This window comes from Terriglobus roseus (assembly GCF_900105625.1).
GTDB lineage: Bacteria > Acidobacteriota > Terriglobia > Terriglobales > Acidobacteriaceae > Terriglobus > Terriglobus roseus_B.
The window spans coordinates 3,356,326-3,381,545 of record NZ_FNSD01000001.1; the positions used below are offsets into that span (position 1 = coordinate 3,356,326).

General features: G+C 61.1%; 22 protein-coding genes and 1 tRNA gene. 13 read left to right on the plus strand and 10 right to left on the minus strand.

Translation table 11 applies throughout. The features are described 5' to 3' along the window. Positions 1–13 precede the first annotated feature (13 nt). Complete coding sequence (locus BLW03_RS13860; protein ID WP_244502096.1) at positions 14–907, plus strand: rhomboid family intramembrane serine protease; 894 nt, start codon at positions 14–16, stop codon at positions 905–907. Positions 908–1,051: 144 nt separating this feature from the next. On the opposite strand, the gene BLW03_RS13865 is transcribed toward BLW03_RS13860, so the two are convergent. The 4 genes from BLW03_RS13865 to BLW03_RS13880 all read right to left on the minus strand — a co-directional run bounded on the left by BLW03_RS13865 (position 1,052) and on the right by BLW03_RS13880 (position 5,042). Further along, positions 1,052–1,456 carry a helix-turn-helix domain-containing protein gene (locus tag BLW03_RS13865; RefSeq protein WP_052313478.1) on the minus strand — a complete coding sequence of 135 codons (405 nt, stop codon included), beginning with the start codon at positions 1,454–1,456 and terminating at the stop codon, positions 1,052–1,054. A 275-nt stretch (positions 1,457–1,731) separates the two neighbouring features. After that, complete coding sequence (locus tag BLW03_RS13870) at positions 1,732–2,274, minus strand: GNAT family N-acetyltransferase (protein WP_083350540.1); 543 nt, start codon at positions 2,272–2,274, stop codon at positions 1,732–1,734. Positions 2,275–2,421: 147 nt separating this feature from the next. Beyond that, entirely contained in the window at positions 2,422–3,171 is a 750-nt protein-coding gene (gene fabG, locus BLW03_RS13875; protein WP_074654607.1) for a 3-oxoacyl-[acyl-carrier-protein] reductase, read from the minus strand. A gap of 236 nt (positions 3,172–3,407) precedes the next feature. Beyond that, entirely contained in the window at positions 3,408–5,042 is a 1,635-nt protein-coding gene (locus tag BLW03_RS13880; protein ID WP_244502097.1) for a M28 family peptidase, read from the minus strand. Between the two features lie 189 nt (positions 5,043–5,231). On the opposite strand from BLW03_RS13880, the gene BLW03_RS13885 reads away from it, so the two are divergent. Next, complete coding sequence (locus tag BLW03_RS13885) at positions 5,232–6,374, plus strand: acyltransferase family protein (protein WP_083350541.1); 1,143 nt, start codon at positions 5,232–5,234, stop codon at positions 6,372–6,374. Here the strand turns inward: BLW03_RS13885 and BLW03_RS13890 are convergent. Further along, positions 6,371–7,123, minus strand: coding sequence for a YqjF family protein (locus tag BLW03_RS13890; protein ID WP_074654610.1), 753 nt, complete (start codon positions 7,121–7,123; stop codon positions 6,371–6,373). The two genes, BLW03_RS13885 and BLW03_RS13890, sit on opposite strands and share 4 nt — an antisense overlap. Before the next feature lie 60 nt (positions 7,124–7,183). Here BLW03_RS13890 and BLW03_RS13895 point away from each other — a divergent pair, with 60 nt between their 5' ends. From BLW03_RS13895 to BLW03_RS13930, 8 genes are all read left to right on the plus strand, one after another. Then, positions 7,184–8,917: an FAD-dependent thymidylate synthase gene (locus BLW03_RS13895; protein WP_074654611.1), complete on the plus strand. Its 1,734-nt coding sequence runs from the start codon at positions 7,184–7,186 to the stop codon at positions 8,915–8,917. 77 nt (positions 8,918–8,994) lie between these two features. Next, positions 8,995–10,068, plus strand: coding sequence for a recombinase RecA (gene recA, locus BLW03_RS13900; RefSeq protein ID WP_074654612.1), 1,074 nt, complete (start codon positions 8,995–8,997; stop codon positions 10,066–10,068). A gap of 93 nt (positions 10,069–10,161) precedes the next feature. Further along, positions 10,162–10,806: a class I SAM-dependent methyltransferase gene (locus tag BLW03_RS13905; protein WP_244502098.1), complete on the plus strand. Its 645-nt coding sequence runs from the start codon at positions 10,162–10,164 to the stop codon at positions 10,804–10,806. Between the two features lie 117 nt (positions 10,807–10,923). Next, entirely contained in the window at positions 10,924–11,451 is a 528-nt protein-coding gene (gene coaD, locus BLW03_RS13910) for a pantetheine-phosphate adenylyltransferase (protein ID WP_074654613.1), read from the plus strand. 49 nt (positions 11,452–11,500) lie between these two features. Continuing rightward, positions 11,501–12,718: a pyridoxal phosphate-dependent aminotransferase gene (locus BLW03_RS13915; protein ID WP_074654614.1), complete on the plus strand. Its 1,218-nt coding sequence runs from the start codon at positions 11,501–11,503 to the stop codon at positions 12,716–12,718. A gap of 3 nt (positions 12,719–12,721) precedes the next feature. Beyond that, on the plus strand, positions 12,722–13,864 hold the full coding sequence (locus tag BLW03_RS13920) for a mannose-1-phosphate guanylyltransferase (protein WP_074654615.1): 1,143 nt from the start codon (positions 12,722–12,724) through the stop codon (positions 13,862–13,864). Positions 13,865–13,954: 90 nt separating this feature from the next. Further along, entirely contained in the window at positions 13,955–15,412 is a 1,458-nt protein-coding gene (locus BLW03_RS13925; protein ID WP_083350542.1) for a phosphoglucomutase/phosphomannomutase family protein, read from the plus strand. Next, the gene (locus tag BLW03_RS13930) at positions 15,413–16,105 is read left to right on the plus strand and encodes an HAD-IA family hydrolase (RefSeq protein WP_074654616.1); all 693 of its coding nucleotides are present in this window, start codon (positions 15,413–15,415) and stop codon (positions 16,103–16,105) included. It begins immediately after the preceding gene. A gap of 234 nt (positions 16,106–16,339) precedes the next feature. Here BLW03_RS13930 and kdsB read toward each other — a convergent pair whose 3' ends face one another. Beyond that, positions 16,340–17,098, minus strand: a complete 759-nt coding sequence (kdsB, locus tag BLW03_RS13935) for a 3-deoxy-manno-octulosonate cytidylyltransferase (protein WP_074654617.1) — start codon at positions 17,096–17,098, stop codon at positions 16,340–16,342. Between the two features lie 106 nt (positions 17,099–17,204). Here kdsB and BLW03_RS13940 point away from each other — a divergent pair. The 3 genes from BLW03_RS13940 to BLW03_RS13950 all read left to right on the plus strand — a co-directional run bounded on the left by BLW03_RS13940 (position 17,205) and on the right by BLW03_RS13950 (position 21,490). Beyond that, positions 17,205–17,281: transfer RNA gene (locus BLW03_RS13940), tRNA-Met, on the plus strand. A 152-nt stretch (positions 17,282–17,433) separates the two neighbouring features. Further along, positions 17,434–18,702 (plus strand): S41 family peptidase, encoded by a 1,269-nt coding sequence (locus BLW03_RS13945; protein ID WP_074654618.1) that lies wholly within the window; start codon positions 17,434–17,436, stop codon positions 18,700–18,702. A 205-nt stretch (positions 18,703–18,907) separates the two neighbouring features. Beyond that, the gene (locus BLW03_RS13950; protein WP_074654619.1) at positions 18,908–21,490 is read left to right on the plus strand and encodes a penicillin-binding protein 1A; all 2,583 of its coding nucleotides are present in this window, start codon (positions 18,908–18,910) and stop codon (positions 21,488–21,490) included. Positions 21,491–21,587: 97 nt separating this feature from the next. Here BLW03_RS13950 and ribF read toward each other — a convergent pair whose 3' ends face one another. Genes ribF through BLW03_RS13970 form a run of 4 tightly spaced genes read right to left on the minus strand, consistent with a single transcriptional unit; the run spans position 21,588 to position 25,166 of the window. Continuing rightward, positions 21,588–22,574 (minus strand): riboflavin biosynthesis protein RibF, encoded by a 987-nt coding sequence (gene ribF, locus BLW03_RS13955; RefSeq protein WP_074654620.1) that lies wholly within the window; start codon positions 22,572–22,574, stop codon positions 21,588–21,590. After that, positions 22,571–23,407: an MBL fold metallo-hydrolase gene (locus BLW03_RS13960; protein ID WP_083350543.1), complete on the minus strand. Its 837-nt coding sequence runs from the start codon at positions 23,405–23,407 to the stop codon at positions 22,571–22,573. The genes ribF and BLW03_RS13960 overlap by 4 nt, the downstream gene beginning before the upstream one ends. Beyond that, positions 23,397–24,152 (minus strand): DUF1844 domain-containing protein, encoded by a 756-nt coding sequence (locus BLW03_RS13965; RefSeq protein WP_074654622.1) that lies wholly within the window; start codon positions 24,150–24,152, stop codon positions 23,397–23,399. The genes BLW03_RS13960 and BLW03_RS13965 overlap by 11 nt, the downstream gene beginning before the upstream one ends. Positions 24,153–24,179: 27 nt before the next feature. After that, positions 24,180–25,166 (minus strand): CAF17-like 4Fe-4S cluster assembly/insertion protein YgfZ, encoded by a 987-nt coding sequence (locus BLW03_RS13970; RefSeq protein ID WP_074654623.1) that lies wholly within the window; start codon positions 25,164–25,166, stop codon positions 24,180–24,182. Positions 25,167–25,220 lie beyond the last annotated feature (54 nt).

The following is a 25,220-nucleotide window of genomic DNA, read 5'->3' on the forward strand; positions in this document are numbered from 1 at the left end:
CCGCGCGCTTTGCATGAACGCCAACGGCACGGAACACCCCTTCAATCCATTCCCTGAGGCACCCGCGGACGACGTGCGCCGGGAAGACGCTGCACTGCAGCAGTCTGCCCAGCCCGTCCGGCACCGCGGTGGCGGACGGATGCGAAGCTTCGCGCAGGCGCCCGCGACGTACATTCTGCTTGGCATCAACATCGCGGTCTACCTGTGGATGGTGCTGTCGGGTATCGATGCGCTCACACCCACGCCGGACGACCTGATGCGCGTCGGCGCCAACAATGCCGAGGCCGTCCTCGCCGGCCACCAGTGGTTTCGCATCCTCTCCGCCATGTTCGTTCACGTGGGCATCGTCCACCTTGGCCTGAACATGTGGTGCCTGTGGAATCTGGGCGTCATCGGCGAGCCGCTGCTGGGTGTGCTGGGCATGTTCTGCGTTTACCTGCTCACTGGCGCCGCAGGAAACCTGCTTTCGGTCGCGGTCAACTTTTACACCGGTGCCGCCGGCGAGGTCGGCGCAGGGGCCTCAGGAGCCGTCTTCGGCATCGCGGGTGTCCTGATCGTCCTCTTCAGCAACAAGCGCCTGGCAGAGCCGCGTCCGGGCTTCCGCGGCATCCCTCTGGAAGACCTTCGCGCCATCCGCCGGTCGGTGATCCAGTTCGCCGTGCTGAACCTGGTCATCGGCCTCAGCACCAACGTGGGTCCGCTGATGCGCGGCATCCACATGGCCGACGTGCACATCGACAACATGGCCCACATCGGGGGCTTCACCAGCGGCCTGGCCATGGCGATACCGCTGGTGCCACGCATGACCAGCGGGCGGGAACGCTACCTGGGACGTCAAAAAGTTACGTTCGCAGGAGCAGCGCTGGCGATGGCTCTCTTTGGCTACTTCCTTTCGCATCTGCAGTAGGGCAGGGAGTAGGGCAAGACAGGGAGTAGGGAACAGAAGGACAGCAGCTCCCCGAGATGCAACGAAGAAGGCTCGCACCAGGCGAGCCTTTCTCTTCGCAAATATGTTTCCTAATCCCTGATCCCTAATCCCTTGTCCCTGCTCTTAGGTCAGCGTGGTCTGTGCGAATTTCCGCACCATCGCAAGCAGCAGCTTGCGGTCGCTGTCGGACAGGTGGGCGCTGTAGCGCTGGATTTGCGTCAGGAAACGGATCTCGTCTTCAGAGAGTGCAATGGCGGCGACGTCACGACTCACCGGATCGTCCGCGAAGAACTGGCTCAGCGGCAGGTCGAGTGCACCGGCAATCTTCTGCAGCGTGTCCAGCGACGGCACTGTGTGGCCGTTCTCAACGCGCGAAAGGTAGCAGCGCAGCAGACCTGTGCGCTTCTCGATATCACCTTGCGACATGCCCTTTTGCAGGCGGTAGCCGCGAATCGTCGTCCCGATGTTCATCGCCGCGGGTCCCGTTGCTCTTGCCGTTGGCAGTGCCACCGGCATCATCATGTGCATGTCAGCCATTGACCACAAAGTAACGAGGGCCGAAATCGCTGACAAGGACAAACTTCACCTGGAGCGGAATGCGCGAACCACCGTGGATTCGTGACGAGAGAGAGACGGAGTCGCGCAGTCGATACCTTTGCCGCCCACGCCCAGCATAGCAACACTGCGCGTTGGGTTGCCACGCCACACGGACCCATCCTGTAGCGGAGGGCGTGCATCTGCACGCGTTGCAACGAACTTTATTCTCTACGCGTTAGCGTTCAACCGCAAACTCGCGCGGAGCTCTAAAAAGCCGAGCGAGACACGTTGGCGAAACTTCCAGGAGGAATATGCAACGACATGAAGAGCAGGTCTTCCACCGGATTGTCGTTGTGTCGGGAGGTCTCAACGAATCCCAGCGAGCGATACAGTCTTACGGCATCCGGCATGGCCTTCGGCACGGTATCCAGTAAGACCGTGTCGGCTCCGTGCTGAAAAGACCATGCGATGGCAGCTGTGGCCAGAGCGCGGCCCAGACCCTTGCCCCGTGCGATCGGCTCCGTCCAAAGGCGCTTCAACTCGGTAGCGCCAGGTCGGTCCGCACGCTGCTTGATGGCGACACAACCGGCCGGATCCGCACCGACAAAGGCAAGCAGCAAGGCCGCATGGGGTTCGACATAGCGCTGGGCCAGCAGCTCCAATTCCTTGTCGTAGTCCACCAGGCAAATGTTCACAGCACCCGCTGGATTGCCGATAAGAAACGCAGCATAGTCCCGGAGCAGGGCTCTTGCGACGTCCTGGTCCTCAGGCCAAATGGCGGCGCGGATTGTCACGGCAGACGCAGGCATGGCTTCAGGCTAGGTGTCGGTGAAACACCTGTCCAATCGTTTCGTTGACGGCAATCAATAAGTTCAACTTATCGATTGCGGCGGAAGAGTCGCAATCCAACTGAACCTATGGAAAGTCTTACGGAGCATACGGAAGAGGGCGCCCTCTCACCCCATGTAAAGGCCACCGTTCACATCCAGCGTGTGACCGGTGATGTAGCTCGATTCTTCGCCTGCGAGGAAGCGGACTGCGGCAGCAATGTCGGCTACGGTGCCAGCGCGACCCAGGGGAACGGCGCCCAGCATGGCCTTCTTCTGGTCTTCCGTCAGCACATGCGTCATGTCCGTTTCGATGAAGCCCGGCGCGACAGCATTGACGGTGATGTTTCGGCTCGCGAATTCGCGAGCGAGAGACTTCGTCAGGCCGATCAGGCCGGCCTTCGAAGCGGCGTAGTTCGCCTGACCCGGCGCGCCCAGCTCTCCGTTAACACTGGAGATGTTGATGATGCGGCCCCAGCGAGCCTTCATCATGGGCTGCAGCAAGGCCTGCGTCAGCAGGAAGGCGCCCTTCAGGTTCGTCGTCAGAACGTCGTCCCAATCGGAGGACTTCATGCGCAGCACAAGGCCATCGCGGGTCACGCCCGCGTTGTTCACCAGAATGTGAACTGCGCCCAGCCTGGCGAGGATGTCCTTCGCTGCGGCCTTGATGGCTTCCTCATTTGAGACATCCAGGGCGAGAGTCTCCGCCTTACCGCCAGCCGCCTCAATCTCGGCCTTCACCTCGGCCAGCTTGCCTTCATTGCGAGCCGCGAGCGCGACGGTAGCACCAGCCTTTGCCAGTTCCAGGGCGATGGCTTTGCCGATCCCCTGCGATGCTCCGGTGACGAGTGCGACGCGACCTTCAAGACCTGCTGCCATGCTTGCTAGACCCTCAACTTTCATGGGCGATTATACGAATCTGAGCGCTAGGATGCGGGGCCTGTTTTCGGAGGGGCACGGCTTCAGCCACGCCGTTTTTCGTTTCGAACAAATGAGGGCTTCAATCCCTGAGGGAACTGGCCTCAGCGGCTGAGGCCGGATTTCAGATCTATGGAAATGGCGTGGCTGAAGCCACGCCCCTCCGAAAGCAAAGAAGTGTCATTCGTCGCACACTCCTACCGCGCGTCGCTCTTCTTCCGCGCCGCCGCGAACTCATCACCATCCACCCACTCCACACGCTTGGGCTGGTTCATCACCAGCCAGCCGAGCTCGAAGCCAAAGCGTGCGATGCGGGCGTTGCCGGTGAAGTCCATGCTGTCGCTGTAGATGTCTGCGGGCGTGTGGTACTTGCTCTCGTTGAAGTCCTTCTCCTGCGCGCGAGCCCAGGCCTCATCATGGCCGACAAATTTGTTTCCCTGGCCAACGGAGAATGCGGGGATACCGACGCGTGCCAGGCTGAAGTGGTCCGACCGGTAGTAGCCGCCGCCCGCGTCCACGCCGCCCTTGCGCAGTTCCAGGCCGTCTTGTTTCGAAAGCTCCTCCATCAGCGGATAGACCGTGGTGCGCTGCGCTCCACCAGCGCTCACACTGGCGACATCGCCCAGGGGCAGTAGCTCGTCATAGTTCAGATCGAGCGAGACCTCGCGTGCCGGCACCGGCAGATGCTTGCCCAGGAACTCCGATCCCAGCAGCCCCTGCTCCTCGCCCGTCACAGCGGCGAAAATCACCGTCGACGGGGCCTGAACCTTGGCCGTCGCGTAGGCACGTGCCATCTCCATCACAATGGCTGTGCCGGTCGCATTATCCGCGGCACCGTGGAAGACGGGGTCGCCCGTGCGCGTGTGGTCAACGCCGAAGTGGTCGTAGTGTGCCGTGTACAGAACATCGCGGCCGGGCTTCGCACCGGTGATCTTCGCGATCACGTTTGCCGACTCGTAGTTATGGATCTCGCTGGCCACGTGAGCCTTCAGCCGCACCGGCAGATCACGCCCGGTGAAGCCTCGCTTGTCGCTGGCGGTGATGGCTTCGTCTGCCGTCATGCCGATGCTGGCAAGCAACTTGTCCGCGACGGAGTGCTGAATCCAGCTCGCAGCTTTCAGGCGCGCATCCGGATCGTTGCGCAGGTAGCTGTGTTCGCCGCTCCAGGAGTTCTGCACCACCTGCCAGCCGTAGCTCGCGAGGTCCGTGCGATGGATGATCAGCACACCCACCGCGCCGTGGCGGCCTGCCTCCTCGAACTTGTACGTCCAGCGACCGTAGTAGGTCAGCGACTTGCCGTTGAAGAACTTCGGATCCTCGCTCGCGGGCTCATTCACTACCACCAGCGCGACCTTGCCCTTCACATCGATACCCTTGTAATCGTCCCAGTCATACTCGGGCGCAACGATGCCGTGACCGACAAAGACGATGGGTGCGTCAATGTCCGCACTCTCCGTATGAACCTGGTTGTTTGTCACGTAGTCCGTGCCAAAGGTCAGGTCCATCGGCGCTCCCTTCTCGGGGACCAGCGCAAACTTCGTCTCCGCCGCGCGCGTCTTTACACCAACCAGCGGTACCTTCTGGAAGTACGTCCCGTTGTCCCCTGCAGGCTGCAGGCCAGCCGCTTTAAAAGCATTCGCGATGTACTGTGCGGCCTTCTCGCCACCGGGCTGGCCCGGCGCACGGCCTTCAAAAGCATCGCTGGAAAGTGTCTTCACATGTTCCCGCAGGCGCTGTGCATCGATGCCCTTTGCCGCAGCCTGTGCCGCAGTTGGGAGTGTGAGTTCGGTCTGGGCAGAAAGCGTGGTGGCAAGCAGGAAAGCGGAAAACAAGAGGGCAGATCGCAAAGGCATCATGTAAGAAACGGCTCCGGTTCAAGGGCACAGTGTATCTGTTTTGCGGAATACATTGCCTGATTCGAGGATCGTGCGAAGGAAACGAGGTCGCTTGGCTTGATCCGATCGTACGCATCAATGGGCCTCAACGACGCATGCTACGCTTGACGCAAACAAGGAAACTGCATGACACTTCCAGCCGCTGAGGCAAGACCATCCGGTCCGCTTCGCCATATTCCAGAGCTAGATGGGATGCGCGGAATTGCTGCTCTTGCAGTCTATTTTCACCATGTATGTTATTCAACGGTGAGGGACTATTTACCCGTGGAGCAGCAGTCTCACTCCATCAGATTTCTGTACTCGTTATTTGCTTACGGCAATTCGGGCGTTGATCTTTTTTTTGTTCTTTCCGGATTCCTTATCACGTCGGTCTTGATTGAAGCGCGTGGCAGCGATCGGTATTACCGAGACTTCTATTGGAAGCGAGTGCTTCGGATACTGCCGCTCTATCTGCTTTGCCTGATCGTGGTAGCTATCACCTTGCATCAGATGGGTTATGCCCTACTTTCTCTTGTCTTTCTTGCAAATTTTGCAGCCCCTTTACATGTTGTCGGTTACGGTCCCTTCTGGACACTCGCGATTGAAGAGCAGTTCTATCTAGTCTGGCCGACAGTTGTGAAGCGCTGCAATACGACCCTTCTACTTGGCGGGGCGGTAGGGATCGGCATCGCCTCTGTTCTCCTGCGCTTCCTGTTCGCCTTCAAGAGCCACTACAACTACCAACTGACGCCTTTGGTTGCCGACTCCTTGGCCTTTGGAGCAGGCCTTGCCTGTCTGCGCCGGAGTGGAACTCTCCGTGGAGTACACGCTCTCTGGGGACTTTGGATCGCCGTGCTGAGCGGGTTGGCGCTTGAGGTTCTCATCCTGCCGAATGCAGTGCTCACAGTACCCGTGGCTGCGGCGACTCATAAGACCGCAGTGACGCTTCTGGCTGGTGGCGTGATCGGACTTTGCATCGCACGCAGCGGTAGTCAGTGGCTTGCTATCTTTCGATCGCGCTTCCTCCGTTTCTTCGGTCTCATTAGCTACGCCTTCTACATGGTTCACCTGTACGTATTACTCGCGTGGGACAAATACATTTGGCGCGATTCGATCGCGTCGGGCCAAGTTGGCGACACAAGCGGCTACTGGGAGCGGTTAGTGGCGTGCCTCGTCGCGTCCATCGGTATTGCTGTTGTGACCCGTTACATGATCGAGTTACCCGCCCTGAACCTGCGCCGTTATGTGCTATCGCCAACAGGCAAACGAGAAGTGGCGCAACACAGCTAGCGCGCCCCCAACCTTCTCAGTGTCCATGCCTGCATCTGGATTTCGTGAGAGTAGTGCAGCACCGGCGGACGGTCTGGCAGCGTGAAACCGAAGCTCTGCGGCAGCGTGTTGGTGGCGATCTCGGCTTCCGCGTCTGCTAATTGCCAGGGCTCGTGATGAATGTGGCCGACCTGCACCGCACCGAAGCGCCGCACGAACAGCGCATAGCGTTCCGTGAGAAAGCGACGAAGATCGTCGTCGGCACTGGGAGTGCCAAGCGAACGGTACTGCGCGGAGAAGCTTGCCGGCACACGGCTTCCGCCGAAGCGACGCTCGGAGCGGTAATGGATGGTGCCATTCGCAGCGACCTCTTCCGCCATACGAGCCCAGAAGTAAGGAAGACCGAAGCCGATGCGCGCTCCGATGACGGCGAGCAGACTGCCTGCATCAAGCGAGAAGAAATACACGCCGCTTCGACCATCGAGCGTGCGGACGTAGGTGCGCAGGTTTAATTCGGGAAAGGCGTGCGCGGTAGGGACGCCGAAGGTGCGCTCACCCACGCTGCGGAATCGTACGCGGTCCATGGTGAAGGGCACGACGCCAAGCCAGGCCGTGCCGTCGAAGGTGTCGGCGACAAGGCCTGCGGGCAGCTTCGCCTGCACCTCGGCAGCGGGGATCGGCCAGTGTGCGAACAGCAGTCGGGACCATCGTTGCCGCATGCGCCAGATACGTTTCGGGGCAGGCGGGCGGTCACCGGGTGAATCAGGCATGCCTCATCTTAGGCGTGTTGCATCGAAGCGAACCGGCTCGCGTATCCTTCTGTTGATCCCATGAGCGACGTTCAGAAAACCTCCCCGGCTAACGAAACCGATGTCTACGCAATCCACGGCGCTGACCCTGAGGTACTGGCGTACGCGATGGCAAAGTATTCGCGAAGTGCTCTGACCCTGCGCGAATCGCTGGCTGAGATCAGCGCGCAGAAGGCCGAGCAGTTCCTCAACACCTTTTATTTCGCCTACGGTCACCGCTCCATCGCAGACCTGGCGCACGTCGCCTTCGCCATCGAACGCCTGTCGCTGCTGGCTGCAATCTCTCTGGTGGATGAGCCGCGATGGGACGGTCAGGAGCGATCGACCCGTTATCAGAATTTTCGCAAATCCGGATACTATCAACCGAAATTTGAATCGTCTCAACAATCGGCGTTTTTCTCGCAAGTTGTTGATTCCATGTTTGATGGATATACCGATATTGGCGAGGGCATGCTCGCCGAATTAAAGGCGCATACGCCACGGCCAGAGGGTACCGACGAGGCCAGTTACACCCGGACGCTGAAGGCGCGTGCCTATGACATGGCCCGCTACCTGCTTCCGCTGGCGACGAACACATCGCTGGGCCAGATCACCAATGCCCGGACGCTCGAAGGCCAGATCGCGCGGCTGCTGGGCAGTGAGTACGCAGAGATCCGTGACCTCGGTGAGAAGCTGCGCGCTGCTGCTGCTGGACCCGCATGGAACGTGCAGCACGGCGCCGCTGCAGAGATCCTCGAAGACATCCGCACGATGGACGCTGACCTGGCTGCACGCGCCGGCGAGCATCTGCTGCGTGAGGTCCGGACCAGCCCCACGCTGGTGAAGTACACCTCACCCAGCGACTTCGAAGCAAAGAGCAAACCTGCGCTGCGACAGGCTGTGCGCGAGCTGCTGGCCGGAGCCGCCATCGAGCCGATGCCTGCCGACTCGCCAAACGTCGAGCTCATTCTGCCTGCCGCGAGCGACGGCATGTCGCTTGAGATCGACCTCGCAGCGTCGCTGCTCTATCCACACACACACTACCGGTTCCGCCAGGTGCGGGATGCCGTCGCTGCGCTGGGTGAAGCGCGCATCGCGGAACTGATCGAGCTTGGCCTGGAGCACCGCGGACGGCATGATGAACTACCGCGTGCCTTCGCCGCTGCCAACGGCCTGCGCTTCGACATCCTCATGGACATCGGCGGCTTCCGCGACATGCATCGTCATCGCCGCTGCACGCAGCTGCTGCAGGCATACACGACCGTGCATGGCTACGAGGTGCCGGACTTCCCGGGCCAGCCGCAGGTGTCCACCTCGCCAGTCTTCGCGCGGTACACGGAGCTGGTAGAGCGCGCCTTCGCCTTCCACAGCAGCGTGACCGGAACGGGCGCATCGGTATTGCCCGTAGCGACCACGCCAAAGTTGGCGGCACATTCCGTCGCGCCAGTTCCGGTGCCGCAGTTCGGTGAGAGCGGCGTGCGCATGCAGTGGGGCGCTCCAGCGGCGGGGCTGGCAGCCACTGCGGCGTCGGCAGTAGCGAGCGCGAGTGCCGCGGACTACGCGCTTCCGCTTGCCACGCGCTGCCGTTCACTCTTCACAATGGATTTTGCCGAGGCCGTTTACATCAGCGAACTCCGGTCGACGCCCGCAGGGCACTGGAGCTACCGGAACGTGGCATGGCAGATGTACAGCGAGGTGGCTCGAGCGTATCCATCGCTGGCGAAGCATTTCCGCATCCGCGATCCGCACGAGCCCATAGACTTGCTTCAGCGATAAGCGACACGTTCGCTTTTTGTTTGCCTCGCGCTTGGTTCGAATGCTAGGATGACTCGACGAACAAGGAGAACCACCCAGTGGCAGATGAACGCGGCAGAGCCATAGAACTCGCCCTCGCAGGCATTGAGAAGCAGTTTGGCAAGGGCTCCATCATGCGCCTGGGCGCCAAGGATGCCATCGTACCGATCTCCGTCATCTCGACGGGTTCCATCTCGTTTGACCTGGCGCTTGGCGTAGGCGGTGTGCCGCGTGGACGCGTGATTGAGATCTTCGGACCAGAGTCTTCGGGTAAGACGACGATCACGCTGCAGATCATTGCCGAGGCCCAGCGTATGGGCGGCCTGGCAGCGTTTGTGGATGCCGAGCATGCACTGGATCCTGTCTATGCGCGCAAGCTTGGCGTGGATACGGATAACCTTCTGATCTCGCAGCCGGACTACGGCGAGCAGGCACTTGAGATCACCGAGGCGCTGGTGCGCTCCGGAGCGATCGACGTTCTGGTGGTCGACTCCGTGGCCGCGCTCGTCCCGAAGGCGGAACTCGACGGTGAGATGGGCGATTCTCACGTTGGCCTGCATGCACGGCTGATGAGCCAGGCGTTGCGGAAGCTGACGGGTACCGTATCGAAGAGCCGGACAAGTCTGATCTTCATCAACCAGATCCGCGAAAAGATCGGCGTCATGTTCGGCAGCCCGGAGACCACGACCGGCGGCCGCGCGCTCAAGTTTTATTCGTCCGTCCGCATCGACATCCGCCGCATCGGCGCGGTGAAGGAAGGCGATGTCGTCGTGGGATCGCGCACCAAGACCAAGATCGTTAAGAACAAGGTTGCGGCGCCCTTCCGTGAGGCGGAGTTCGACATTCTGTACGGCGAAGGTATCTCGCGTGAGGGCGATGTGCTGGACCTGGCGGTCGTCCATAACATCGTGGAAAAGAGCGGCGCCTGGTACAGCTACTCCGGCGAGCGCATCGGCCAGGGCCGAGAGAATGTGCGTAATTTCCTGAAGAGCAACCCACCCATCTTCGAGAAGATGGACAAGGAGCTTCGCGCCAAGCTGGCCATCGGCGTCGCGGCGACGGCTCCCGTCCCGCCTGCGCCGGAAGACGGCGAAGTCAAGGCACAGGAAGCGGTCAAGACCGCCCGCCGGTAAACTAGGAAGACTGTACGGACGAAGAGGGCCGCTTCTGCGGCCCTCTTCTTTTGCGTACCGAGATTCCGGCAGGTCCGGTAGAGGTCACCCCACTTGGCAGCACCAGTAAACCCGGAACTGACGCTCCAACAGCAATTCGGCCAGATCGATATCTACGTCTTTGATCAGATCCTGCGAGGCAACATCGCGCCGGGCATGCGTGTGCTGGACGCGGGCTGTGGTTTCGGTAGGAACCTTGTGTACCTGTTGCGTTCGGGCTTCGAGGTCTTCGCCTGCGACGCCAGCATCGAAGCAGTCGCGCATACGCGAGCGCTTTCAGCCGCTGTCGGGGCTACATTGCCTGCCGATAACTTTCGCGTGGCGGCCATCGAGAAGATGCCGTTCCCGGACGATTTCGCGGATGTGGTGATCTGCAACTCTGTCCTGCACTTCGCGCAGGACGACGATCAATTCCACGCGATGCTCGCCGAACTATGGCGCACCCTGCGGCCGGGCGGCTTGCTCTTCTGCCGGCTCGGATCGCGCATCGGTATGGACTTCGAGCAATTGCGGAACGGGCTATTCCTCATCCCTGATGGGTCGGAGTGGTATCTCGTCGACGAGGAAACCCTGCTGCACCTGACGGAAGAACTCGATGCAGTGCTGGTGGATCCGCTCAAGACCACCATGGTGCAGGATTATCGCTGCATGACGACCTGGGTCCTTCGCAAGCGGCATCAGGTTGTAGTTGCGTGCTGAACGCCCGCGCCAGCCATTTCTGTTGTTCATTCAAGCCGTGCCGGAGAGCTCGACTTTTCGCGTTGCGTGCCGACATCTCAACCCCGGTTCGCGTCGGCGCGGTATGCTCACAGGTGCATGCCGACTGTCCGCGCGATCTACCCCGGAACCTTCGATCCGCCCACCAATGGGCATCTTGACCTGGTCAGCCGCGGGTCGACCATCTTCGATCACCTGGTGGTAGCGGTTCTGCGCAACTCCAGTAAGGGAGCGCCGCTCTTCACCACGGCAGAGCGGGTGGACATGTTGCGTGAGGCGACGCACGCTTTTGGCAACGTCACGGTGGAAACCTTCGACGGTCTGCTGGTGGATTTCGCGCGACAGCAAGGTGCGAAGGCCGTCCTGCGCGGTATCCGTGCCATCTCGGACTACGAGTACGAGTTCCAGATGGCCATGATGAATCGCAAACTCGACAAGACGCTGGAGACCGTCTTCATGATGCCCGCGGAGAAGTACACCTATGTTTCGTCGCGGCTGATCAAGGGCGTCTATCAGCTCAACGGAGACATCAGCGAACTGGTGCCCCCTCTGGTCCTCGAGCGTCTGCAGCAGAAGCGCGGGGCTCACGTTGCGCCGCTGGGCGGCGAGGTTCCCGGCGAAGTTTAGGCTTACGGTCGACATTCTGAAGCGCGTGTCGGTTGGTAGAATCGACTCCATGAGCGCAGCTGCCGCCGAAATCCTTACCGGAACCAAGATTTTCTCCGATCGCATTAACCGCATTGAAGTTTCCGCGACCATGGCCATTACGGCCGAGGCCCTGCGCCTGAAGGCGACCGGTATCGATCTCGCCGACTTCGGCGCGGGCGAGCCGCACTTTGGCACGCCGGATCACATCAAGCGCGCCGCCATCGAAGCCATTGAGAAGAACCTGACCAAGTACACGGCGGTCGCCGGCATTCCAGAGGTCCGCAAGGCCATCTGCGCGCGCCATGCCGCGGACTTCGGCACTGACTACAAAATCGACGAGTGCTGCTTCGCAACGGGCGGCAAGCAGGCGCTGTTCAACGCAATTGAAGTGCTCGTCGATCATGGCGATGAAGTCATCGTCCCGGTGCCGTACTGGGTCTCGTACAAGGACATCATCCAGTTCGCCGGTGGCAAGCCCGTCTTTGTCCGTACGGACGAAGCGCAGGACTTCCGTCTGACCGCCGCCATGGTGGAAGCCGCGATTACCGATCGTACGCGCTGCATCATCCTGAATTCGCCGACGAATCCAGCAGGTTCGATCATCCTGCCGGAAGACATGGAGAGCATCATCCGCCTGGCACACCGCCGCGGGATCCTGGTGCTGTTGGATGAGTGCTACAACTACCTGAACTTCGAAGGTGACGGCAAGCCGACCTCCGGCGCGTCCGTGACGGACTGCCGCGACTCCATCGTGATTTGCGGGACGCTCTCGAAGACCTATGCCATGACGGGCTGGCGCGCTGGCTTTGCGCTGGGACCGAAGTCGATCATCGCCGCAATCAGCAAGCTGCAGTCGCAGAGCACCAGCAACGCCTCCACGCCCGTACAGTACGCGGCCATTGCGGCGCTGAACGGACCGCAGGATTGCGTCGACGAGATGCGCAAGGGCTACATTGAGCTGCGCGACCGTATCCTGGCCGGCTTCAAGACGATCCCCGGTATCACCTGCACCGTTCCCCAGGGCGCGTTCTATGTGTACCCGAACGTGAGCGCTTTCTTCGACAAGAAGGACGCCTCGACGGCATCGGAGATTGCCTCCAGGTTGCTGTCGGAGGCTCACGTGGTCTGCGTGCCGGGTGAGGCGTTTGGCACGGAAGAGCATCTGCGCTTCTCCTACGCCACGTCCGCTGATGTGATCGACAAGGGCATTGAGCGCATGCGCACCTTCTTCGCGGGGCTTGTCTAACGCATGCCAAACCTGACCGATCCAAAGGCACCATCGCTGGTTCCGGTAGTGCTTGCAGGCGGCAGTGGCACGCGTTTCTGGCCGCGCTCTCGTAAGTCGCGCGCCAAACAGGTGTTGCCGCTCTCCGGCAGTGGCGACACCATGATCCAGGAGACCGTCGCGCGTCTGCGACCGCTGGCGCCCATCGAAGACTTCCTGGTCATCACGAACGATCTGCTCGCAGCGACCATCGAAGCGCAGCTGCCCGAAGTTCCGAAGAACCGTCTTCTGCGAGAGCCTTTCGCGCGCAACACCGCGCCCGCGTGCGCATTGGCAGCGATGATCGTAGAGCGTACGTCTCCGGAGACCATACTCGGCGTCTTCCCGTCGGACCACGTCGTCACAGACGACGCGCGCTTCGCGGAGGTGATTCGCGCCGGTATGCAGATTGCAGCCGCAGGCGAAAACATCATCGTGCTGGGCGCGCCGCCCACGCGGCCCGAGACGGGTTATGGCTATATCAAGGAGGGCGCTCCCGCGGAGTTTGGCGGGGTGGGTATCCCTTCCCGGTCGGTGGAGCGATTTACCGAGAAGCCGCAGATCGACCGTGCGATTGAGTTCGTCGCGGATGGTAACTACTCATGGAACGCGGGTATCTTCCTTTGGTCGGCACGGACACTCGCGAACGCCATCCGCGAGCATCGGCCCGCGATGGCTGCTCCGCTCGAGCGCATCGCCGCAGCGTTCGGCACGCCCCAATTTGAAGCGGTCTTCGCTGCAGAATTTGAAACGATTGAGAACATCAGCATCGACTACGCCGTCCTGGAACCGCGATCTGCAAAGGGTGCTGCGGGCCATATCTATTGCCTGCCCGCAGACTTCGGATGGAACGATCTGGGATCGTGGAACGCACTGCATGAGCACGCCATGTCAAAGGGCGGCAGTAAGGGCCACGCCAATGTTGTGGAAAGCCAGAGCATGTTGCACATGGACGCTTTCGGCAACTACGTGTTTGCGCCCGGCATGACGGTTGCGCTGCTCGGTGTCAGCGACCTGGTGGTCGTACAAACGGACGACGCTTTGTTGATCACCACGCGCGCCCACTCGCAGGAGGTTGGCCGCATCGTCAGCGAGCTCAATAAGTCGGGCCGTAAGGACCTGGTGTAGGACTCTTCGCTTCCGCCGGACGTCTTGCAGAGGACTCGGTAGCGGCCGGTTTCGATGCAAATGGCGGAATGGGATAATCGAGGGATTCCGATGAGCGACACAACAATGACGTCCACATTCACAAGCGCTGTCAAATTCGGTACCGACGGCTGGCGCGGCATCATTGCCGATGACTTTACCTATGCCAACGTACGTATCGCCGTCGCTGCAATTGCGAACTACGTGATCGCGCACGAAGACGCCTCGAAGGGTGTTTGCATTGGTTACGACACGCGCTTCGGGTCGCCGCAGTTTGCGCGGCTGGCGGCGGAGGTTCTCAGCGAAGCAGGCATTCCCGTGATGCTGGCGAAGGACATCACGGCAACGCCGGCTTTGAGCTACGGCGTGCGTAACTTAGGTGCGGCGGGCGGCATCATGATCACGTCGTCGCATAACCCGGCGCAGTGGAATGGCGTGAAGTACAAGGCCAGCTATGGCGGGTCCGGATCGCCGGGCATTATCAAGCAGATTGAGGGCTATCTGGGAGTTGCTCTGCCTGCGGCGAAGAGGCCTGGGGCGATTACGGAAGTCGACTTTCTGCCGGATTACATCGCGGCGGTCGAAGCGTTTGCGGATCTGCCGCTGATTGCCAAGAGCGGCCAGCGATTCCTCATCGACAGCATGTTCGGTGCGGGCGCGGGCGTTCTGAAGGGCATTTTCGAGCGCGCGGGTGTCCCCTGCGTCGAGATTCGTGCAGAGCACAATCCGCTTTTTCCCGGCATCAATCCCGAGCCGATTCTGCCGCACATCGCGCTGACGCAGAAGAAGGTCGTAGAAGAGAAGTGCGCGGCTGGCCTGATCACAGACGGCGATGCGGACCGCATTGGTTCCGTCGATGAGAACGGCAATGTCGTGGATGCGCACAAGATCTTCTCGATCCTGGTGTGGTGGCTGCTGGATCGCAAGCAGTGGCCCGGCGACGTGACGCGCGCCTTCAATACGACGAAGATGCTGGACCGCATTGCAGCGAAGTATGGCCGCAAGCTGTATGAGCATGGGATTGGCTTCAAGTACGTCTGCGACTTGATGCTCGATGAAAACAAGGACATCCTCATTGGCGGCGAGGAGTCGGGCGGCGTCGGCATCAAGAAGCACTTGCCCGAGCGCGACGGCATCCTGAATGCGCTGCTGATTGCGAACGTGATGGCGGAAGAAAGGAAGACGCTCGGCGAGTTGGTCGCCATGCTGCAGGCGGAGTTCGGCGAGCACCAGTATGGCCGCATCGACATGCACATCAACGACACGTTGAAGCAGTCGGCGATCAAGCGTGCGTCGAGCGGCCTCACGGATATCGCCGGGTACAAGGTCCTGAAGTCCGAGGACATGGACGGTATCAAGTTCTATCTTGAGAATCCCGAATCCTTTGGTTTGAAGAACGCCGCTGAAACCTGGCTGCTGCTGCGTGCTTCTGGCACAGAGCCGCTGCTCCGCGTGTACTGTGAGTCCACCTCGCAGACTGCGGTCACGAAGATATTGAAGGCTGCTGAACAGTTTGTACTGGAGGGTTAGTTGGCTGCTGTAACGACCGGGGCGAAGGCCTTCCTGTTTGACCTGGATGGTGTGCTGATTAGCTCCATCGCAAGTGCCACCCGCTGCTGGCGGCGCTGGGCCATCATGCACGACGTCCCGAACGCTGAGAATTTTGTGTTGCCGCACGGCGTCCCCGCCCGCGACATCGTTCAGATGTTACGACCGGATCTCGATGCCGATGCTGGTCTTCGGATCATTGAAGACATGGAGATCGAGGACGTGGGCGATATCCAGGTGCTGCCCGGCGTGATGGATCTGCTGACCAAGCTGCCGCAGGAGCGCTGGGCGATTGTGACCAGCTGCACGGAGCGCCTGCTGAGGGGCCGGCTGTCTGCCGCGGGCCTGCCGTGGCCGAAGAACCTGGTCACTGCCGACATGGTCACCAAAGGCAAGCCTGACCCGGAACCGTATCGTCGCGGTGCGGAAATGCTCGGGTTCGCTCCGGAGGAGTGCATCGTTGCAGAGGATGCTGTGGTCGGCGTGAAGGCCGGCCTGGCCGCGGGTTGCCGGGTGCTTGCGGTGCTCAGCTCCACGCCTCGTGCGGAGTTGAAAGCTGCAACCTGGACCGCGCGGTCACTGGCCGTGGTGAAGGTTAAGGTTCAGGACGAGGGTCTGCAGGTTACGATCCCTTTGGCTCGGAAGATCTCCGGTGCAGTTCCAGCCGCCTCCTAAGAACCATTCAAGATATTTGTCATCCTAAGCGGAGCGTAGCGGAGTCGAAGGACCTGCACTCTGCCTGCTGCCGCACGAAGGTGCGCGACGGCCCCACCACATTTGCAATCGCATAAACAGAATGCAGATCCTTCGACTGCACTCCGCTACGCTTCGTTTCGCTCAGGATGACAAATCTTTGGGGGCGGGATGAGCGGGTTTGGCTCGGGATGATAAATCCGTGGGGCAACGGTCTCAACGCCCGAAGCGCTCCCGCAGCAGCGCCTCCACCCGCGGAATATCCGCTTCGGTATCCACGCCGACGGTGTCGAAATCAACTGCTTCCACGTACAACGCCAGGCCGTTTTCCAGCAGGCGCAGCTGTTCCAGGCGCTCCGTCTGCTCGAGTGGGCTGGCCTCGAGCGTTCCAAACCGCAACAGGGCGGGGCGGCGGTAGGCGTAGAGGCCGAGGTGTTTCCAGTAGGTGGCCTTGCCGTTGGCGAGGTCCCCGGCGATATGGGCGTCGCGGTCGTAGGGGATGGTGGCGCGGCTGAAATAGAGCGCCCGACCGTCGGTGGCATTGACGACCTTTACGGCGTTGGGATTGGTGATGTTTTCCGGCGAGCAGGCGGTTTTTACGGTCGTGCACTCGACCTGCGGGCCGCGGGCGAAGGGACGGAGCAGGGCGTCGATGTGTTCGGGCTTCAGGAGTGGCTCATCGCCCTGGATGTTCACGTAGATCTCAGCCTCGCGCTGCAGGGCAACGGCGCGCATCCGGTCGGTGCCGCTGGGCAGGTCGGGATCAGTCATCTGGCAGAGCCAGCCGTTGTTCTCGCACAGTTTGGCAACCTGCTCGTTATCGGTGGCGACGATGACTTCGTCCAGTTGCGGACAACGCATCGCGGCCTCGACTACCCACTGCAGCATGGGTCGGCCAAGCAGCGGCCGCAGCACTTTGCCGGGCAGGCGGGTGGAGGCGAGACGGGCGGGGATGACTCCAAGGGTGGTGGGCATGCGTTTTTCCTGGCCAGCGGTTTGGTCTCCGGGCCGACTTCCAGTAAACTACATGGAGTGCCTTGCGGCTCCCTGCCGCAGACAGAGGTCACTTCCCCAACACCATGGCGGTGTAGCTCAGCTGGTTAGAGCGGCGGACTCATAACCCGCAGGTCACTGGTTCGAGCCCAGTCACCGCCACCACACGTTTCGTCCCGACTACCGAATTCCTGGTCCCGAGCAGCACCAGTCCCCATATGCTTAAGCAGGGCAGGAGCGACAGGCGTATGCTATCTCGACCGGGGTGCGTCTAACCCGGAGAAGCAAAAGTCCGTCACCCGGGGTATGTTCTGCCGATGCCGAAATCGCTCAAAATCTCCACGCTTGCCGTCTCTGCTGTTTTGCTGCTGACCATGTTCCTGGGCGCCAACGCTCGCCGTGTGCGTGCAGCAGGCCAGCCACAGGAGGGTGCGTACCGGCAGATGCAGGTGTACAGCGAGGTGTTGCGGCACATCCAGGGCGACTATGTTGTCGACCCGAATATGGGAAAGGTAACGGACGCGGCGCTGCGCGGCCTGCTGGAGTCCCTGGATTCCGATTCAAGCTACCTGACGCCGGAAGAGTACAAGGCTTACAAGACTCGCGGGGAGAAGCCGAAAGCGCAGATTGGTTTGAACGTCGCCAAGCGATTTGGCTATGCGACCGTCGTCTCTGTTGTGCCGGGAGGCCCTGCCGACAAGGCGAACCTGAACGATGGCGACATGATCGAGTCGATTGGCGACAAGAGCACGCGCGACCTTTCGCTGGCGTCCGTCCAGATGATGCTTGAGGGCGAAAAGGGAACGACTGTGAACCTGTCGGTCATTCGTCCACGCAAATCGGTTCCGGAAAAGCTGACGATCACCCGTGCGGAGGTCACCCCTTCCGCTACTGGCGAGGTCTTCTATGAAAGCGGCAGCATCCTCTACATCAAGCCGGTCACGCTTGATAAGGAGCACGTTCAACAGGTTGAGTCGAAGCTGAAGAATATGGGCAAGACCAACACGAAGAAGATCCTGCTCGACCTGCGCGACGTCTCCACCGGCGACAACGTGGAAGCCCTGCGCATGGCGAACCTCTTCATTAAGACCGGCACGCTGGCCATGCTGGAAGGCCAGAAGGTTTCCAAGCAGACCTTCACCGCTGATGCGGGCAAGAGCGTCAATGCAACAGCCCCCATGGTGACGCTTGTGAACCACGGCACGGCTGGAGCGGCTGAACTGGTCGCTGGGGCTCTGCTGGATTCCAAGCGCAGCGAACTGGTGGGCGAAAAGACATTTGGCGATGGATCGCAGCAGCGGACCTTTGAGCTGCCGGACGGCGCTGCACTGATCCTTTCTGTGGCGAAGTACGAGACGCCCAGCGGCAAGAAGTTTCAGGATGACGGTCTGACGCCGCCGGTAGCAGTGGCCTCGGCTGCTGAGGTTGCCACCGCGGATGAGGACGACGAAGACACAGGCGACGGCGCAGCAAGCACCGCCACGGTGAACTCTTCGAAACCTGCCGTGCCAGTCGCAAAGCCGAGCGCGCAAATTGATGAGCAACTGAATAAGGCTCTGGATTTGCTCAAGGCCAAAGCCACGTAGCTTTTGAAGATCTGATGACGAGAGGCGTCGCGCATGCGGCGCCTTTCTCTTGCAGTGAACTGTCGTCCTGAACACTCTGCTTTGCCGTTCCACTAGGGATGACAGTTCGAAAAGTTCTGATCGGGCAAGATTGTCGTCCCGATGACAACTCGACTCCCCCGGCGCCACTCACAACCCTTAGCCCACCGTGCTACCGTAAAAAACTGTGCCATCCCTCTTCACTCGCGACGATGAAACGGCGCGGCAGCGCAAGCCGCCGTTCGTCGAACGCCGTGTGCCGTATTCCCGCACCTGGTGGGCTCGGTATTTTCCGACGCGTGCCAAGGCTCGGCAGGGGATCTTCTACGGCCTGCTGATCTGCTCGGCGATCTTCGGCAGTCTGGTGGGCCTCACGCTGGTCAACACGGCCGACCTGCCGCAGATGGAAGATCTGGAGCACTACCACCCGGCCACCACGACGGAACTGCTGGACATCCACGGTCGCAGCTTCGGTTCGTTCGCGCTCGAGCGGCGCGTGGTCGTACCGTACAGCGAATTCCCGAAGGTCTTGCATGACGCAATCATCTCGATCGAAGACAAGAGCTTCGAGAAGAATGCCGGGATCAACCCCTTCCGTGTGGTGGGTGCAGCGTACGTCGATCTGCGGTCGAAGGGCCGCCGCCAGGGCGCTTCGACGCTGACCATGCAGTTGGCGCGCAACCTTTTCCTGTCGATGGAACAGACGTACTCCCGCAAGATCCAGGAGATTCTGCTTTCCATCCAGATTGAACGCCACTTCACCAAGCCGCAGATTTTCGCGCTGTATGCGAATCAGATCTACCTGGGCAGCGGCGTGTACGGATTCGAGGCAGGCAGCGAGTACTACTTCTCGAAGAAAGTGCATGATCTGACGCTCCCAGAGGCAGCTCTACTGGCAGCATTGCCGAAGGGGCCAACGCCCTATTCGCCGACACGCCACCCGGAGCGTGCGCTAAAGCGCCGCAACCTTGTTCTGAGCGAAATGTTCAGCGACGGTGTCATCACGCGGTCACAGTATGACGAGGCGAAGGCAGCTCCGCTGGGCCTGCACATCGAGCCCGCCAGCAACACGGTAGCGCCATACTTCGTGGAAGAGGTTCGTCGCCAGCTGGAGCAGGAGTATGGTGCGGACGCGGTGCATGGCGCCGGCATGAAGATCTACACCACCATGGATCTTGACCTGCAGATCACCGCGAACAAGGCCGTGATGGACGGCGCTGCGGCGTACGAACGCCGTCATGGCTGGAAGGCAAAGCTGTCCAACGTTGCTGCGACTGGCGCGGACCTTGAGACCTACGCGCATCCGGATTGGTCGACGCAGACGATTGAGAACGGCGCGTATTTCCATGCGCTGGTCACGGAAGCGACGTCGCGCCGTGTCATCGTCCGCATTGGCAAGCGTTACGCAGAGATGACGCCTGCAGACTGGGCTTGGACGACCATGGGCAACGGCGACAAGCTGTTGCAGCGTGGTGACATCGCCTACGTGCGCATTGAAGATGCGACGTCCGGCGAGAAGACCATGCATGCGTCGCTGCAGCAGGATACCGGTGCCCAGGCGGCCATGATGGCCGTGGATAACAACAACGGTGAAGTGCTGGCGATGGTGGGCGGTCGTGACTTTGCGGTGTCGCAGTTCAACCGCGCCACGCAGGCGGAACGGCAGACCGGATCCAGCTTCAAGCCGTATGTGTACACCGCCGCCATTGAGAATCTGCATACGAAGCCGACGGACATCATCGTCGACGGGCCCACCAGCTTTTACACGCCGAACGGCCCCTACACGCCGCATAACTATGAGGCGGACTACAAGGGCGCGATGACGATCATCAATGCCTTTGCCGAATCACGGAACATCCCGGCGCTGAAGCTTGCGAATCAGGTTGGCATTCGAAAGGTGATCGAGGTTGCGCATCGCTTCGGTGTCACGTCGAACCTACCCGCGTTCCTGCCGGTAGCCATCGGATCGGCTGGTATCAGCTTGCAGGAGCAGGTTGGTGCCTACTCGGTCTTCCCGAACGACGGCATCCTGATCAAGCCGCATGTCATCCGCCGCATTGTGCAGGCGGACGGTCTGCCGTTGAAGCAGACGACGCCGCAGGTGAAGGAAGTGATCTCCGTCGACACCGCGCGAACCATGATGAAGCTGTTGGAGGCTGTTCCGCAGTTCGGTACGGCTGCCGCCGCCGGGGCAATTTTGAAACATCCGCTCGGCGGCAAGACAGGCACCACGAACAGCTATACCGACGCTTGGTTCATCGGCTTTTCGCCAAGCGTCACAACGGGGACCTGGATCGGCTTCGACGATCGTAAGACACTTGGCGACAAGGAGACGGGTGCAAAGGCTGCGCTGCCCATGTGGATCGATTTCATGAAGGTGGCGATTGCTCGCACACCGGTGGAAAGCTTCCCGACTGCGGCGAAGAAGACACTGGAAGTCAGCGAGTCCAGCGCAGACACACCCGTGGTGAAAAAGCAGCCTGCGGCCACGAATGACGACTCGGACGAGGATGATGATCCGGATAACAAGCCGGCGGCGAAGGCTCCCGCACCCATCGTGCGCGAAACGCCGGAGGCGGCGCCCGATGCGATGCCGGACGACTCGGCTGCCGGACCCGCGAAGCCAGCACCTGCGGCAGCACCCGTGAAGCCAGCGGCTAAGGGTTATGTGCCCTCTCCGTTGGGACCGTACCGGCCATACACGGGAACGGCACCTGTGACGGCACCCAGGACGACGACCGAACCATCCCGGACACCCGCCCCGCGATAGGCGGAACGTCCCTCGACGTAGGCACTCGTCAAGCACGGACAGCTTTCAAAGATCTTCGTCGATCGAACAGATCTCGCGCTGGCGCGCGATGCTCACCTTAGCTACGCGAAGGTGGGGCGCCCGGGTTTTTAGCTAACTTCCGGCGGAGGTGAAACCAGCGTTCGGCGCGGGCTACGTCCTTGCCGATCTGGACCTTCAGGGCTTCGGGCGAAGGCCATTTCCTCTCTTCGCGCAAACGCTTGTAGAAGGTCATTCGCAGCGGAGTGGCTTCGTCCAATGCAATCGGATGGAAGCGCAGAAGATACGTCTCCACCGCGAAGGAATCTTCTCCAAACGTCGGGCGATTGCCGATGTTCGTGACTCCTTCGAAGGTCACAGCGGATGCGCCGGTACCGACTCTCAGGTCGGTCACGTAGACACCATTCGCCGGTAGCAGGTCGGCATAAGGCGCCAGGTTGATGGTTGGCACGGCGTACTGCGTGCCATAGCCGCGACCGCGCGCAGGTGTGCTATCCACCGAAAACGGCCGGCCCAGCATGTGGCGTGCCGCGCTCATATCGCCCGCGGCGATGACCGCGCGAATGCGGCTGGAGGAGACAGTCTGCCTGCCTAATGTGAGCGGCGCAAACGTGTGGGCGGTGAAGCAGCATTCAGCGCCCAGTGATTCCAGCGAGTGCATGTCGGCCTCGGCGCCGTAGCCGAAGCGGAAGTTTTCCCCTTCATGCACCTCGGTCGCGTGCAGAGCGTCCCGAAGTACCGTCTCGCAGAACGCTCGCGGCGAGGTGCGCGAGAACTCCTGCGTGAATGGCAGCAGCAGCACGGCATCCAGACCTGTGCTCTTCAGCAGTTCCAGCTTCACGGGAAGCGGGGTGATCAGTCGCAGCGGAGATTCCGGCCGCAATACGCGTGCAGGATGCGGGTCGAGTGTAACCAGCACGGCCTTTGCGCCCTTGGCGCGGGCCCGCGCGACGACCTCAGAGATCACGGTACGGTGGCCGCAATGCACACCATCGAAATTGCCGATGGTCACGATAGTCAGCCCGAAATCTGCCGGTACTTCAGCCAGGCTGCGGAAGACGATCATGCCATCTCTCCAGCCGCAGTGTCGAAGTTCAATTGCAGACCGTCGTAAGCCATGTGGATGCCGTCGGGCAATCCAGCCTCGGTAGCGGCATGCTCCAGGTCATGCGAGATATGCGTGAAGTATGTCTGCTTCGCGCCGATGCGCTGCGCGATGGCGATGCTCTTGTCCAGGTGCGAATGGCTGGGATGCGGCTCGCGTCGAAGGGCATCCAGCACCACGATGTCGAGGTCGCGCAGGCGGTCGTAGCTGGCCTCCGGCAGGTCGCTCATATCGGTCAGGTAGGCCGCGTTGCCGAAGCGATACCCGGCGATGATGTGATGACCATGCATTACGGGGATCCGCTCGAAGGTCGATCCGAAGAGATCGAACGTCGTAGCCGGTTCTGAGCTCAGGCGGTGCAGATCTACGCGGGCGCTGGTGGGATATCGATTCACCTTGCGAAACGTGTACGCGAAGACGTGCTCCAGGATATCGGCCGTGGGATCATCCGCATAGATCGGAAGATTGGCGGCGTGACCGAAGGTCAACGGTCGCAGGTCATCGAAGCCCAGAATGTGGTCGGCGTGGCCATGCGTATACAGCACGGCATCCAGGTGGTCTATAGCGAAGCGAAGAGCCTGCATGCGGAATTCCTGACCGGTGTCGATCAGGACAGTGCGCTGTACATCATGCACAGCGTCGTGAAAGCGCAGGGCAATGGACGACCGCATGCGGTTGTTGTGTGGGTCGGACGAGCGGCAGACGGCGCACTTGCACCCCAGCGTGGGCACGCCCATAGACGTGCCCGTACCGAGGAAGAGGAGTTCTGCACTGCTTGTGTTGCTAGCGGACAATCCGTGGACCGCCGCCGGTGAATCCGCCACCGCCGAAACCAGCGCCGCCGGCGCCTGAGGGACCCGCTGCTGGTGCGCCTTGCTTGGCCTGCGCCTGGCGTGCGAGCAGTTGCGTGATCTCGAGGAAGCCCATTCGCAGTTCGAACAGGGCTGCGTCGATCAGCCGACGCTCCACATCGGTCAGGTTACTGCCGGTCTTTTCCGCGATGATGCCGAGCATGTCGATGGTGCTCTTGGCGCCCAGAATATCCACGCGCGCCTGCTGACCCTGCTGCGTACCGGCGCCAAGCTGCATCATGGCCGACATGTAGAGCGACTGAACAAACTGGGTGAAGTCCATCGCCGGCGGATGCTCGGCACCCAGGTTCTGCGAGCGGATCATGGTCTCCAAACGTTCGGAGGTCGTCTCATAGGCCAGTCGCACCTGCTGAATCTCCTCCTCGGTCGGAGGGGGTGGCAGCTCTGACTCACCGGGCGCTGCGTCTGCGGCGACGGTCTGTTCTTCTTCAGCAGGGTCAGGCACCGGTGTCACGGAGTGTGCGCTGTTGAAGGGAATCGGCTCATTGTGATGCTTCGGTGCTGCAGTCTCCTCAGAAGTTGACGGGGCAGGCGCAGGCATCTCGGTGACGACTGCGACCGGCTCGGGTTCAGGCGTCTCGGCGATGGTTTCGCGCGGCTCGCCATCCATACGGAACTTGCGGCGGTCGTTGATGACGAAGGGTTTGTTTTGCTCCTGCTCTGACATGCTCTCTCTCGGACTCTCTTTTGGCCTTTAGGATGCGGCTGTGACGGAATGGGGTGCGGCGGTGCCGCCTTCATACGTCAGGGGTAGTGCGCGGTCGATGGCTTCGCGGCGAACGAAGCCAAGCGCGAGCAGCTGACCGTCAATGGATTCGGCGGCAACACTGGTCAGTTCGCCCACAGGTTTGCCCTCTGCCATTAGTGGCGCACCAGGGGCCGGTACCCCGCCCGTCAGCACGAAGGTAGTGAGGGTGCGGTGGACGTTGCCGCGCGAGCGGATGCGCTCGACGATTTCCTGGCCGAGATAGCAGCCTTTGTTAAAGTGCAGAGCGCGTGTCTGGGCTGTCTCCTGCGGCAGATCGCGGTCGCGAATGTCGGTTCCGAAGCGCGGCGTGCCCTCGGCGATACGGAGTAGCTCAAGGCCATCTGCGGAGCATTCGGTGACGCCCGCGCCTGCGAGCGCGCTCTGAACCTTTTCAAGGGCGGCTGAGTCGCGCGACCAGATTTCGAAGCGCGGCACCGCTGGGCTGTAGGCGCACAAGACCTGCAGCTCTGTGCCGTCATATGGGACGGAGAATTTCTTCAACAATCTGGAAGTGCGCACGGGAACGCCTGCGGCGTTCAATTTTTCGGCAGCGAGCGGTCCTGCCACCAGCAGGCCGGTCCAGAGCGAGCTTTCGTCCGCGAGTTCCACGTCATCCATGATGATGAACCGATCCAGCAGGGTCATCAGAGGGGCCACCTGTGACGGGTCGGTCTGCATCAACAGCATGTCAGGCTTGGCCCACACGGTCGCGTCGCCCTGGATACGGCCCTGGGCGCTCAGCAGGAAGCTGTAAGAACCCTCACCCGGCGTCAACGCCTGGATGGAGTTGGTCACCATTCCATTCAGCCAGCGAACGCGGTCCTCGCCGGTGACTGCGATCCATCCGCCGGAAAGTGGTGCCATGCCCGCGCTGGTGCGCAGTGCGGCTAGCTGGTCGGTAGGACTGACGTAAGTGAGCATTAAGTCTGCCATGGTGCGTTCCAAGAGGGCCCGATGCGGCTCGAAAGCCCCGCTTACCCGTACACT